Here is a 13,482-nt window from a genome sequence, read left to right as displayed (position 1 = left end):
GCGGAGCGAACCACTCCGCTCCCAGCGCCGTAGCCCGGATGAAATCCGGGAGCCCCGAAACCAGGACCCCGGATTGCGGCTCAGTCTACCGAAGGCAACATGCCGGCCGGCAGCAGCGGCGTCAGCACGCGCTCGGCGAGCAGTGCATCGGCGGCGGCGATGTCGGGGGCGAAGAAGCGGTCTTCGACGTAATACGGCACCTTGGCGCGCAGCGCCTGACGGGCCTGTTCCAACGCGGGGGTGCTCTTCAGCCCTTCGCGGAAATCCAAGCCCTGGCAGGCGCCGAGCCATTCCACGGCAAGCACGCCACGGGTGTTGGCGGCCATGTCCCACAGGCGCTTGCCGGCAGCCGGGGCCATGGAAACGTGGTCTTCCTGGTTGGCCGACGTCGGCAGACTGTCGACGCTGTGCGGGTGGGACAGTGCCTTGTTCTCGCTGGCGAGGGCCGCAGCGGTGACCTGGGCGATCATGAAGCCGGAGTTCACGCCGCCATTGGCCACCAGGAACGGCGGTAGTTGCGACATGTGCTTGTCCATCATTAGCGATACACGGCGCTCGGACAGCGAGCCGATCTCGGCGATGGCCAGGGCGATATTGTCGGCGGCCATGGCCACCGGCTCGGCGTGGAAGTTGCCACCGGAAATCACTTCGCCCTCGGCGGCGAACACCAGCGGGTTATCCGACACGGCGTTGGCCTCGACGCCGAGCACTTCTGCAGCCTGACGCAGCTGGGTCAGGCAAGCGCCCATGACCTGCGGCTGGCAGCGCAGCGAATACGGGTCCTGCACCTTGTCGCAGTCGACGTGGGAGCGTCCGATCTCACTGCTGTCGCCGAGCAGGTGACGGAACGCCGCCGCCGCGTCGATCTGCCCGCGCTGACCACGGGCAGCATGAATGCGTGCATCGAAAGGCGAGCGCGAGCCCAGCAGCGCCTCGACGCTCAGCGCGCCGCAGACGCTGGCAGCGGCGTACAGGTCTTCGGCCTCGAACAGTCCGCGCAGGGCGTAGGCGGTGGACACCTGGGTGCCGTTGAGCAGGGCCAGGCCCTCCTTGGCGGCCAGGGTCATCGGCTCCAGGCCGGCGATGGCCAACGCCTCGGTGGCCGGCAGCCATTGGCCCTTGTGCCGCGCCTGGCTTTCGCCGAGCAGTACCAGCGACATGTGCGCCAGCGGCGCCAGGTCACCGGAGGCCCCGACCGAGCCTTTCAACGGAATGTGCGGGTAGACCTCGGCGTTGACCAGGGTGATCAGCGCGTCGATCACCTTGCGGCGGATACCGGAGAAGCCGCGCGCCAGGCTGTTGATCTTCAGCAGCATGATCAGGCGCACCATGGCGTCATCCAGCGGCTGGCCGATGCCGGCGGCGTGGGACAGCACCAGCGAGCGTTGCAGCTTTTCCAGGTCGTCGTTGGCGATGCGGGTCGAGGCCAGCAGGCCGAAACCGGTGTTGATGCCATAGGCGGTGCGGCCCTCGGCGATGATCTGGTTGACGCAGGCGACGCTGGCGTCGATGGCCTCGTGGGCGCTGGCGTCCAGACGCAGTTGCACGGGGGCCTGGTAGGCAGCGCGCAGGTCGGCCAGGGTCAGGTGGCCGGGTTTCAGGTTCAGGGTGTTCATGAGGTGTTCTTCCAAAGAGCGTGTTCAAAGTCTCGCGAGCTAGAGCCAAACGGTGGCGCAAATGGCTGAGGACGCGGAGTTTACGAGCTGTAAATGAGCAGTCCGAAGTCGTTTGCAACGCCGTTTGGCCGACGCGCAGCAGACTTTGGACATGCTCTCAGCCGATCATCGGCAAATTCAGACCTTGCTCCTTGGCGCAATCGATGGCGATCTGGTAACCGGCGTCGGCGTGACGCATCACACCGGTGCCCGGGTCGTTGGTCAGCACGCGGGCAATGCGCGCGGCAGCTTCGTCGGTGCCATCACAGACGATGACCATACCCGAATGCTGGGAGAAGCCCATGCCCACGCCACCGCCATGGTGCAGCGAGACCCAGGTCGCACCGCTGGCGGTGTTGAGCAGGGCGTTGAGCAGCGGCCAGTCGGACACGGCATCGGAGCCATCCTGCATCGCTTCGGTCTCGCGGTTGGGACTCGATACCGAGCCGCTGTCCAGGTGGTCACGGCCGATCACGATAGGCGCACTCAGCTCACCCGAACGCACCATCTCGTTGAACGCCAGGCCGAGCTTGGCGCGCAGGCCCAGGCCGACCCAGCAGATACGCGCCGGCAGCCCCTGGAACGAGATGCGCTCGCGGGCCATGTCCAGCCAGCGGTGCAGGTGGGCATCGTCCGGGATCAATTCCTTGACCTTGGCGTCGGTCTTGTAGATGTCCTCGGGGTTGCCGGACAGCGCCGCCCAGCGGAACGGGCCGACACCGCGGCAGAACAGCGGACGGATGTAAGCCGGGACGAAACCGGGGAAGTCGAAGGCATTGCTCACGCCCTCTTCCTTGGCCATCTGGCGGATGTTGTTGCCGTAGTCGAAGGTCGGCACGCCCATCTTCTGGAAGTCGAGCATGGCCTGCACGTGCACGGCCATGGACTGCTTGGCGGCCTTGACCACGCCAGCCGGATCGGTGGCTGCACGATCCTTGTACTCGGCCCAGCTCCAGCCGATCGGCAGGTAGCCATTGAGCGGATCGTGGGCGCTGGTCTGGTCGGTGACCATGTCCGGGCGCACGCCACGGCGTACCAGCTCCGGCAGGATTTCGGCGGCGTTACCCAGCAGGGCGACGGAGATGGCCTTGCCTTCAGAGGTGTACTTGGCGATGCGCGCCAGGGCGTCGTCGAGGTCAGTGGCCTGTTCGTCGACGTAACGGCTGCGCAGGCGGAAGTCGATGCTGGTCTGCTGGCACTCGATGTTCAGCGAGCAGGCACCAGCCAGGGTCGCGGCCAGCGGCTGGGCGCCACCCATGCCACCCAGGCCTGCGGTCAGCACCCAGCGGCCTTTGAGGTTGCCGGCGTAGTGCTGGCGACCGGCTTCGACGAAGGTTTCGTAGGTGCCCTGGACGATGCCCTGGCTGCCGATGTAGATCCAGCTACCGGCGGTCATCTGGCCGTACATGGCCAGGCCCTTGGCGTCCAGCTCGTTGAAGTGCTCCCAGCTGGCCCAGTGCGGCACCAGGTTGGAGTTGGCGATCAGCACGCGCGGGGCGTTGCTATGGGTCTTGAACACGCCGACCGGCTTGCCGGATTGCACCAGCAGGGTCTCGTCGTCATTCAGGTTGGTCAGGCTCTCGACGATCTTGTCGTAGCACTCCCAGTTGCGCGCGGCGCGGCCGATACCGCCATACACCACCAGCTCCTTGGGGTTCTCGGCCACGTCCGGGTCGAGGTTGTTCATCAGCATGCGCAGCGGCGCTTCGGTCAGCCAGCTCTTGGCGGTGATCGTGGTGCCGCGCGGGGCGCGGATTTCGATGTCGCGGTACTTGGTGGTCACAGCGTTTTCCTCTTGTTGTTCGGTGCTCAGAGGCTGAGCAGATGAATCAGTCGCGCCGCCACCTTGGCGGTACGGTTGTCGATGTCGTATTGCGGATTGATCTCGGCCAGGTCAGCCAGGCGCAGCTTGCCGCTGGCCTTGAGCCGTTCCAGCAGCGGCTCGAGCAGTTCCAGACGCACGCCACGCGCGGCTGGTGCGCTGACGCCCGGCGCCTCGCAGGCCGGCAGCACGTCTATGTCGAGGGTCAGGTAGAGCGCGTCGCAACTGGCAGCGAAGGCGTCCAGGTCGGCGCCGATAGCATCGAGGGTCGATTCACGAATCTCGTGATCCTCGCGCACCAGCACGTCCAGTTCGGCGGCGCGGGCGAACAGCGCGCGGGTGTTGCTGGCGCGGCTGACGCCCAGACAGGCATAGCGGAACGGCCAGCCGCGCGCCGCGCACTGTTCGGCGATCTGTGCGAAGGGGGTACCGGAGGAATGTACGTGGGCCGGGTCGCGCAGGTCGAAGTGCGCGTCGAAGTTGACGATGCCGATACGTGGGGCGGCCTGCCCGCTCAGGTGTTCGGCCAGTCCCGACCAGCTACCGAAGGCCACCTCATGACCGCCGCCGATAACCACGGGCAGGTGGCCGGCATCCAAAAGCGCGCAGACATTGCGACCGAGGCGAGCCTGTGCTGCCTCCAAGTCACCATCCTCACAGACGACGTCGCCAGCATCGTAGGCCGGCGCCTGACGGTGCCAGGCCAGGTTGGCCAGCGCCTTGCGCACGCCCTGGGGCGCAGCGGCAGCACCGACGCGGCCATGGTTGCGGCGCACACCCTCGTCGCAGGCGAAGCCGAGCAGAGCCAGGCCCGGCTGGCTGTCTTCAGTGAGTGCGCGGATGCGCTGGTGCCAGCGCGCGCTGTCGCTTTCCGGGTCGGTACGACCGCTCCAGGCGGCCATGGAGTGATGATCAGCGAGCATGAGTGATGACCCCTTTGTCATAGCTGATGGCTCCATTGAACACGCGCTGACGCAGGCGCCCGGCCTGCACCGCGTAGGCCAGTTCGGCCGGTTGCTGGATATCCCACAGGCACAGATCCGCCGGCGCGCCGACCACGATGCGGCCCAACTCGGGCAGGCCGAGGGCGCGGGCCCCATGGGCGGTCATGCCGCTCAGCGCTTCGCGCGGGGTCAGCCGGAACAGGGTGCAGGCCAGGTTGGCCATCAGCGTGGGCATGCAGATCGGCGAGGTGCCGGGATTGGCGTCGCTGGCCACGGCCATCGGCACGCCGTACTGACGCAGCAGCTCGATGGGCGGCAGCTGAGTTTCGCGCAGCACGTGGAAGGCGCCGGGCAGCAGCACGGCAACGGTGCCGGCCTCGGCCATGGCGCGCACGCCGGCCTCATCCAGGTATTCGATATGGTCGGCTGACAGCGCGCCGTAACGTGCAGCCAGGGCGCTGCCACCGAGATTGGACAGTTGCTCGGCATGCGCCTTGATCGCCAGACCATGCGCCTGAGCCGCCTGGTAGATGCGCTCGCACTGCGCCGGGGAAAAGCCGATGCCCTCGCAGAACACGTCCACTGCATCAGCCAGCCGTTCGCGGGCGGCAGCCGGAATCATCTCGTTGCAGACCAGGCTCACGTAGTCGTCGGCGCGGCCGGCATATTCCGGCGGTAAGGCATGGGCACCGAGCAGCGTGGTCAGCACACGCACCGGGCGCAGCTGGCCGAGGCGGCGGGCCACGCGCAGCATCTTCAGTTCATCAGCGACGGTCAGTCCGTAACCGGACTTGATCTCCAGCGTGGTCACACCATCGGCCAGCAGCGCATCGAGGCGCGGCAGGCTAGTAGCGATCAGTTCGTCCTCGCTGGCCGCGCGGGTAGCGCGCACGCTGCTGAGAATGCCGCCACCGGCGCGGGCGATCTCTTCGTAGCTCGCGCCTTCAAGGCGCTGCTCGAACTCGACGGCGCGGTTACCGGCATAGATCAGGTGGGTGTGGCAGTCAACCAGGCCAGGCGTCATCACGCCGCCGCGCCCAGCTTCGACAGCGTCCTGAGCCTGCATCTCGTCGAAACTGCGCGACGGCCACAGGCCGGCAATGCGGCCGTTCTCGACAAGCACGGTCATCGCCTCGTCCAGCTGCATCAGCCCATCGAAGAGCTGCACGTCACGCCACAACAGCCGTGAATGGGAATGCACTGACATGGAAGTCTCCACCTGCAATTTGTATATACAATATGAGGCAGGACAGACGCCGTCAAGCCCCTCCCAGTCCTTAAGACCGGAATCAGACAGAACCGGAACACGAAAGCCTGCTGAGACTTGGGGAAGGTATGAGAACTATCCATATTGTATATACATAACGCCTTGTCGAATCGTCCGGACGGAGGTCGAACAAGGCGACGGCGCCGGGGCGGCGCCGCGAAACGGAGGAGAGGGAGGGGAGCAGGTCGGCACTCAAATGCACCGCCCCCTCCCATCAACGCACTCAGAAGGTCAGGCGCATGCCCAGCGTCAGGTTGCGACCGGGTAGCAGCACCTCATCCTTGATGAACGAAGTGTGTTCACGGGCCTTGCTGTCGAGCAGGTTGTCACCGCGCAGATAGACCTTGTAGTCGGTCCGGCCGAGGTTACCGCGATAGCCGACGCCGGCACCGAGCATGTTATAGCCGCCGGTATCACCCTCGTAGTCCGCGCTGTCACTCTGGCGCTGCACCCGATAGAACTCCAACTGACCGTCGATGGCCGAGGTGAACGCCTGATCCAGGCGCACACCAAGGCGGTCTGCCGGAATACGTGGCAGGTCACCGCCACCCTGACGCAACTTGCCACGCACGTGATCACCGAACAGGGTCATGGCAAAGGCATCAGTGGCCTGGAAGCGCACCTCACCTTCGGCACCGGTCAGCACTGCGTCGTGTTGCCGGTACTCGATTTCGCGATAGCCGGCACCGGGTGAATGACCGCTGTCTGCCGCGTAGATATAGTCGCTGACCTGGTTGCGATAGACGCTCAGGCTAAAGGTGGTGCGCCCAGCGAACTTACGCAGGGTCAGCTCGGCGTTGTGTGCAGTTTCTTCATCCAGGTCCGGATTACCCAGCTCAATGGTGCGCGTCGCCGCGTGCGGCCCATTGGCATACAGTTCCTCGGCGGTCGGCAGGCGCTGCGAGCGCGACAGCGAGAAGCCCAGCGAGTACTGCGGCGCGAAGGTCCAGACCGCGCCAGCGGAAATAGAGGTGCCACGGTGACGGGCATTGGACTGGTCGCTGTCGACGTCGATGCGCTGCCACTCGTGACGCAGCCCCAGCTCATATCGCCAGTCATTCAGGCTGTATTCCTCGAGCAGGAACAGCGCGTGATTTCGAGTCAGTGTCGGCGGCACATAGGCCTCTTCGCCCAGCGCCTCGAAGTCACGGCGCAGGGTCTGCACACCCATCACTCCACGCCAGCCGAACACCGGCGCGTGGGTCAGCTCGACACGTGCGTCGGTGGCCTTGTTGTTGAAGGTCGTCGACGCAGTGCCCCCCTCAATTTCGCGGTGCTCGTAATCGCTGTGGCCGACACGCAGGCGTGCGCTTTCGAAACCAGCAAACGGGTCACTGAGCTCGCCACGCAGGTCCCAGCGTTTCTGATCCATGTCGATATAGGGCACGCCTTCGCCATGGTCGTCGTGGTCGTGGTCGTCGTGGCCCCCGTGCCCGTGATCATGGCCATCCACGCAGTGCCAGTTACCGGGGCCATGGGTGTGGCAGTCGGCATGCTCGTGCGCCAGCAGTCCGTAACGATTCTTCTGCCAGGTGTGCGCCAGCCCCAGATAGCCACGCTCACCGACCCAACTGCCGCCGAGCGTGCCCGTTTCGGTATCGTTGTAGGAACCGACCTGTTTGTTCGAACGAGGATCACCCTCGGCACCGGGAATCTCGTATTCGTCGGCATTGCGCTTGAGGCCCTCGACACGCGCCGCGAAGTTGCCGCTGCCGACCGTCAGACCGAACACGCCGGCACTTTCGTTGGCCGCCGTATTGCCGCGCCACTCCAGCTCGCCTTCATAGCCATCAGCCGGAACCTGCGTCGGGATTTTCTTGTCGATGACATTGACCACGCCACCGATGGCACCACCGCCGTAAAGCAGGGTGGCCGGCCCCTTGAGCACCTCGATACGCTCGATCAGCATGGGCTCGACAGTGACCGCATGGTCCGGGCTGATGGTCGAAGCATCGAGCACATCGACGCCGTCGGAAAGCACCTTGACCCGCGCACCATCCTGTCCCCGGATCACCGGACGACTGGCGCCCGCGCCGAATGAACTGCCGCGCACACCGGGCAGCAGGTCCAGCGTACCGCCCAGCGTCGCCTGACGCCGCTCGATCAGCTCGTCGCCTTCAAGCACGGCGGCCGGCGTGGTCATTCGGGCGGCGGAACCCGCCAATGGGCTGGCACTGATTACGGTGGACTCCAACTCGACCGGCTGATTAGCAGCAAGAACTGGAACAGCAGGCAACAGACCGACAGCAACGGCCCAAGCCAATGGATGGCGGGACACCTTCATGAAAACCTCTGGGCAGATCAAATAATGCGCGCGCTGACGCAATGGCGTGTCGAACGATAAACACTCGATAAGCAACGTTATACCATAACGCTTACAGGTCATTATCGAGAATGCAATCGAGCCTGCCAATGACTCCTTTCGTATTTGCTTCTGAAACAAAAACCCCGGCACGCTGGCCGGGGCTTTCATCGAACGATGACTGAACGTCAGAACTGCGCGGCGTCCAGCAGATACAGCGACTCGCTACCGGCCTTGACCGACGCACTCAGCGAATGAATGCGCGGTAGTAGGCGAGCGAAGTAGAAGCGCGCGGTACCCAGCTTGCTGGCGTAGAACTCGTCCTGCCCTTCCTTGCCCAGCGCAGCACGTGCCATCAAGGCCCACATGTAGGCATAGGCGGTGTAGCCGAACACCTGCAGGTACTCCACCGAGGCCGCTCCGATCTCGTTGGGGTTGTTCTTCGCACGATCCAGTACCCAGGCAGTCAACTCATCAAGGTTCTGCACGGCGGCTGCCAACGGCTTGGTGAACTCGTCGAGATTGGCATCGGCCGCAGCGATGAAGCCTTTGATCTCGTCGGCCAGATGCTTGTAGAAGCTGCCACCGCTGCCAACGATCTTGCGCCCCATCAGGTCCAGCGACTGGATGCCATTGGTGCCTTCGTAGATCTGGGTGATTCGGCAGTCACGCACCAACTGCTCCTGACCCCACTCGCGGATGAAGCCGTGGCCACCGAAGATCTGCTGGCCATGCACGGTGGTTTCCAACGCCATGTCGGTGAGGAAGGCCTTGGCCACCGGGGTCAGCAGCGCCACCAGCTCATCGGCGCGCTTGGCGGTTTCCTTGTCCTCGCTGTACTTGGCGGTGTCCAGCTGCATGGCGACATAGCTGGAGAAGGCCCGGCCGCCCTCGTTCAGCGCCTTCATGGTCAGCAGCATGCGGCGTACGTCTGGGTGCACGATGATCGGGTCGGCCGCTTTGTCCTTGGCCACCGGGCCGGTCGGCGCGCGGCTCTGGATGCGCTCGCGGGCGTATTCGATGGCGCTCTGGTAACTGCGCTCGCCCAGGGCCAGGCCCTGGATGCCAACGCCCAGGCGCTCGTAGTTCATCATGGTGAACATGGCGTTGAGGCCCTTGTTCACTTCACCAACCAGGTAACCGATGGCGCCGTCGAAGTTCATCACGCAGGTGGCTGAGGCCTTGATGCCCATCTTGTGCTCGATGGAGCCGCAGCCCAGCGCATTTTTCTCACCGAGGGAGCCGTCAGCATTGACCATGACCTTGGGCACGATGAACAGCGAAATGCCTTTCGGCCCCGCCGGCGCGTCCGGCAGCTTGGCCAGCACCAGGTGGATGATGTTTTCGGTCAGGTCGTGCTCGCCACCAGTGATGAAGATCTTGGTGCCGCTGATCTTGTAGCTGCCATCTGCCTGAGGTTCGGCCTTGGTGCGGATGATGCCGAGGTCGGTGCCGGCGTGCGGCTCGGTCAGGCACATGGAACCTGCCCAGACACCGGCGTACATGTTAGGCAGGTACTGCTGCTTCAGCTCTTCGCTGGCGTGGTTAAGGATCGACAGGCAGGCGCCGGCGGTCAGCATCGGATACAGCCCGAAGGACAGGTTGGCCGAATTGACCATCTCCTCGACCTGGGCGCCGATCACCTTGGGCATGCCCATGCCGCCGAACTCCGGCGAACCACCTACGCCGACCCAGCCACCCTCGGCGTAGGTCTGGTAGGCCTCGGGGAAACCGGCCGGGGTTTTCACCGCACCGTTGTCCCAGGAGCAACCTTCTTCGTCACCGCTGCGGTTCAGCGGGGCGATGCTGCCTGCGGTGACCTTGCCAGCTTCTTCCAGGATGGCGCTGGCGGTATCGGCATCGACCACCTCGGCCAGGGCCGGTAGCTCGGCCCAGAGCTTGGAGACTTCGAATACTTCATTGAGCACGAAGCGCATGTCGCGCAAGGGGGCTTTGTAATCGGCCATGACACATCCTCAAAAACGGACTTACGTGAGAGGACCGAGTTTACTTGAACAACTTTATAGACACATAGGGTCTTGTTGTGACCAATAGTTCACACCAGGTCACTAACTATCTGATTGACCGAGGACAAGGAAAGCCCCTGCCGACCGCTCGTCTGCCAGCGCCGTTATTCACTCCCGGAGGCCAGCTTGACGGCCCCGCGACGCTGCCCGGAACTACGGATGCAATTGCGTCCTGCGGCCTTGGCGCTGTAAAGCGCCTTGTCCGCCTCCTTGATCACTTCCTGCGGCGTGCGTTGCTCGGCCTGACGCTCGGCGACGCCCATGCTCACGGTCACCGACACCTCGCTGGCGGCCTTGCCGGCCCGGCGCTGCTTGCCCTGCCGATCATCGCGCGGGCGACTTTGCGAGTCGCGCAGTTGCATGCGGTACTGCTCGATGGCCAGACGCACTGCCTCGATGTGCGGCAGGGATTGCTCCACGCTCTTGCCGGGAAACAGCAAGGTGAACTCTTCACCGCCATAGCGATAGGCCTTGCCGCCACCGCCAACCTTGCGCAGCTGACCGGCGACCAGACGCAACACCTGATCACCGACATCATGGCCGTGGGTGTCGTTGAATTTCTTGAAATGATCGACATCGACCATGGCAATCACATAATCGCGCCCCAACCGCTGCAGACGCTCGTTGAGCGCCCGCCGCCCAGGCAGTCCGGTGAGCTCGTCACGAAAGGCCATCTGGTAGGCCTCGTGCGCCACAGCAGCCACCAGCATGAGCATCACCATGCTGATCATCACCTGCAACGCGTTGGCCAGGATGAACACCTGCGGCAACATCCACAGCAGACCGCACAGCCCCACCAATTGCGCCGCGTGCAGCGGCCTGGGCTTGCGCAGGTACTGCACTGATAGAGCGATGAAAGCGAGCAGGAACGCCAGATAGACCAGTTGCGCCAGGTTCATCCAGGCACCATGCAGCGACGGCCAGTGAATCTGTGCCAGCCAGTCGGCGATACCCTGTGGATAACGGCGCGCCAGGCCGAAGGCCACCGCGCTGACAGCCAGCAAGACCAGAGCGCGGGCGAGCATGTCTTGCGCCAGGTGCGAGCGCTCCTCCCAGCAGCCGTAGAGGGCATAGAGCAGTGGTAGCAACAGGCAGATCAGGTGGAAGACCAGAGCCGCGTCGCCCCGTACCTGGCCGTTGTCCCGAAAGTGATCGACCTGGATATCCAGCAGGAAGTAGCCGACATACAGCGCCAGCAGCAGAAAAACTTCCCGTTGGCGGCCATAGACCAGGCAGAACGCGCCACCAAGCAGCAACAGCAGCGTCGGCAACACATTGAACAGGGAGATGAAGAACTCGCTCAGCACTGGCAGCAGAGCAGCAACTATCCCACCGGCCAGCAAAGGCAGCGACGAGAAGAAGTGACTGAGGCGCAAATTGGCCGGACGGATCACGCTGACATCCTGGGTGAGAGATGAAGGCATTCTGCCTGCTTCGCCTGTTGAAAACAGCGACAGGATGCGACATTCCCTTCAGTACCCGGCGCAAAAACGACAACGCCGCCCCGAAGGGCGGCGTTGTCATTCAACCGAACCGGACTCAGAAGCCGAGCGCGAAATGCTCTTCTTCCATCTCCATCAGGTTGCTGGCGCCCGACAGCATGGCTTCGACATGCGTACGGGTGCGCGGCAGGATGCGCGCGAAGTAGAAGCGAGCGGTCTGCAGCTTGGCCTTGTAGAAGGCCTCGTCATCAGTACCGGCAGCCAGCTTCTCGGCAGCCAGACGCGCCATGTCGGCCCAGAAGTAGGCCAGGCAGGCGTAGCCGGAGTACATCAGGTAGTCCACGGAGGCGGCACCGACTTCTTCGCGATCTTTCATCGCGGCCATGCCGATCTTCATGGTGATGTCGCCCCACTCCTTGTTCAGCTTGGCCAGAGGCTCGACGAATTCCTTGACGGAATCGTTGCCTTCGTTGGCCTGGCAGAACTTGTGGACGATCTTGGTGAAGTTCTTCAGAGCGCCGCCCTGAGTCATCAGCACCTTGCGGCCCAGCAGGTCGAGCGCCTGAACGCCAGTGGTGCCTTCGTACATCATCGAGATACGGCAGTCGCGCAGGTTCTGCTCCATGCCCCACTCGCTGATGAAGCCGTGGCCACCGTAGATCTGCATGCCGTGGGAAGCGGCTTCGAAGCCCACTTCGGTCATGAAAGCCTTGGCGATCGGAGTCAGGAAAGCCAGCAGTTCGTCAGCGGCTTTCTTCTCTTCTTCGTCCTGGCTGTGCTGGACGATGTCCACCTGCTTGGCGGTGAAGTAGACCATGGCACGGTTGCCTTCGGCGAAGGCTTTCATGGTCAGCAGCATGCGACGCACGTCCGGATGCACGATGATCGGGTCAGCGGCTTTTTCCGGCGCTTTCGGGCCAGTCAGCGAACGCATCTGCAGACGCTCGCGAGCGTACTTGATGCCACCCTGGAAGCCGACTTCGGCATGGGCCAGGCCTTGCAGCGCGGTACCCAGACGAGCGGTGTTCATGAAGGTGAACATGCAGTTCAGGCCCTTGTTGGCCGGGCCAATCAGGTAGCCGGTGGCGCCATCGAAGTTCATTACGCAGGTAGCGTTGCCGTGGATACCCATCTTGTGCTCGATGGAGCCACAGGAAACGGCGTTGCGCTCGCCTACGCCGCCCTCTGCGTTAGGCAGGAACTTCGGCACGATGAACAGCGAGATACCTTTGGTACCGGCCGGTGCATCGGGCAGGCGGGCCAGAACGATATGGACGATGTTGTCGGCCATGTCGTGCTCACCAGCGGAAATGAAGATCTTGGTACCGGAGACCTTGTAGCTGCCGTCGGCCTGCGGTTCGGCCTTGGTACGCAGCATGCCCAGATCGGTGCCGCAATGCGGCTCGGTCAGGCACATGGTGCCGGTCCACTCGCCGGAAACAAGTTTGGTCAGGTAGGTGTGCTTCTGCTCGTCGGTGCCGTGAGCTCCGATGGTGTTCATCGCGCCATGGCTCAGGCCCGGGTACATGCCCCAGGACCAGTTGGCCGAACCAACCATCTCGCTGATGGCCAGGCCAAGCGACTCAGGCAGACCCTGGCCGCCGTGCTCGACGTCATGCGCCAGGCTCGGCCAGCCGCCTTCGACGAACTGCTGATAGGCCTCTTTGAAGCCGGTCGGGGTTTTCACGCCGGATTCGCTCCAGGTGCAACCCTCGGTGTCACCCACACGGTTCAGCGGCGACAGCACCTGCTCGCAGAACTTGGCGCCTTCTTCGAGGATGGCATCGACCATGTCCGGAGTGGCGTCCTGGCAGCCAGGCAGGCTCTGGTAGTGCGCTTCATAACCCAGCAGCTCGTCACGAACGAAACGAATGTCACGCAAGGGGGCCTTGTAGTCAGGCATAACGGTAAACCTCTGCGGTGGATTCCTAGTAGTTGGGGTGACCGTCTTGGCGGTCGCTCTCGGGATCACTCCCGGCTGCCTGGCCACGAGGCTGCGGCCGAAGCAATCAAACAGGCGTTT

General features: G+C 63.8%; 8 protein-coding genes. All 8 read right to left on the bottom strand.

The window, feature by feature from the left end; translation table 11 throughout:
- Positions 1–80: 80 nt before the first annotated feature.
- The 8 genes from hutH to INS93_RS13450 all read right to left on the bottom strand — a co-directional run bounded on the left by hutH (position 81) and on the right by INS93_RS13450 (position 13,362).
- The gene (hutH, locus tag INS93_RS13485) at positions 81–1,616 is read right to left on the bottom strand and encodes a histidine ammonia-lyase (RefSeq protein ID WP_192982745.1); all 1,536 of its coding nucleotides are present in this window, start codon (positions 1,614–1,616) and stop codon (positions 81–83) included.
- A 157-nt stretch (positions 1,617–1,773) separates the two neighbouring features.
- Positions 1,774–3,438, bottom strand: coding sequence for a urocanate hydratase (gene hutU / locus INS93_RS13480; protein WP_192982742.1), 1,665 nt, complete (start codon positions 3,436–3,438; stop codon positions 1,774–1,776).
- 26 nt (positions 3,439–3,464) lie between these two features.
- Positions 3,465–4,400: a formimidoylglutamase gene (gene hutG / locus INS93_RS13475; RefSeq protein WP_192982740.1), complete on the bottom strand. Its 936-nt coding sequence runs from the start codon at positions 4,398–4,400 to the stop codon at positions 3,465–3,467.
- Positions 4,390–5,628 carry an imidazolonepropionase gene (gene hutI / locus INS93_RS13470; protein ID WP_192982737.1) on the bottom strand — a complete coding sequence of 413 codons (1,239 nt, stop codon included), beginning with the start codon at positions 5,626–5,628 and terminating at the stop codon, positions 4,390–4,392. Before hutI ends, hutG begins: the two co-directional genes overlap by 11 nt.
- A 283-nt stretch (positions 5,629–5,911) precedes the next feature.
- The gene (locus INS93_RS13465; protein ID WP_192982734.1) at positions 5,912–7,972 is read right to left on the bottom strand and encodes a TonB-dependent receptor; all 2,061 of its coding nucleotides are present in this window, start codon (positions 7,970–7,972) and stop codon (positions 5,912–5,914) included.
- 206 nt (positions 7,973–8,178) lie between these two features.
- The gene (locus tag INS93_RS13460; protein ID WP_192982731.1) at positions 8,179–9,957 is read right to left on the bottom strand and encodes an acyl-CoA dehydrogenase C-terminal domain-containing protein; all 1,779 of its coding nucleotides are present in this window, start codon (positions 9,955–9,957) and stop codon (positions 8,179–8,181) included.
- A gap of 164 nt (positions 9,958–10,121) precedes the next feature.
- Positions 10,122–11,441, bottom strand: coding sequence for a GGDEF domain-containing protein (locus tag INS93_RS13455; protein WP_226945514.1), 1,320 nt, complete (start codon positions 11,439–11,441; stop codon positions 10,122–10,124).
- A 115-nt stretch (positions 11,442–11,556) separates the two neighbouring features.
- Positions 11,557–13,362: a phenylacyl-CoA dehydrogenase gene (locus INS93_RS13450; protein ID WP_108233804.1), complete on the bottom strand. Its 1,806-nt coding sequence runs from the start codon at positions 13,360–13,362 to the stop codon at positions 11,557–11,559.
- Between the last annotated feature and the right edge of the window lie 120 nt (positions 13,363–13,482).

It is taken from the genome of Pseudomonas sp. EggHat1, assembly GCF_014892995.1.
In the GTDB taxonomy this organism is placed as follows: domain Bacteria; phylum Pseudomonadota; class Gammaproteobacteria; order Pseudomonadales; family Pseudomonadaceae; genus Aquipseudomonas; species Aquipseudomonas chaetocerotis.
Note: the sequence above shows the minus strand (reverse complement) of the source record. Positions and strands in the feature narration are given on the sequence as shown.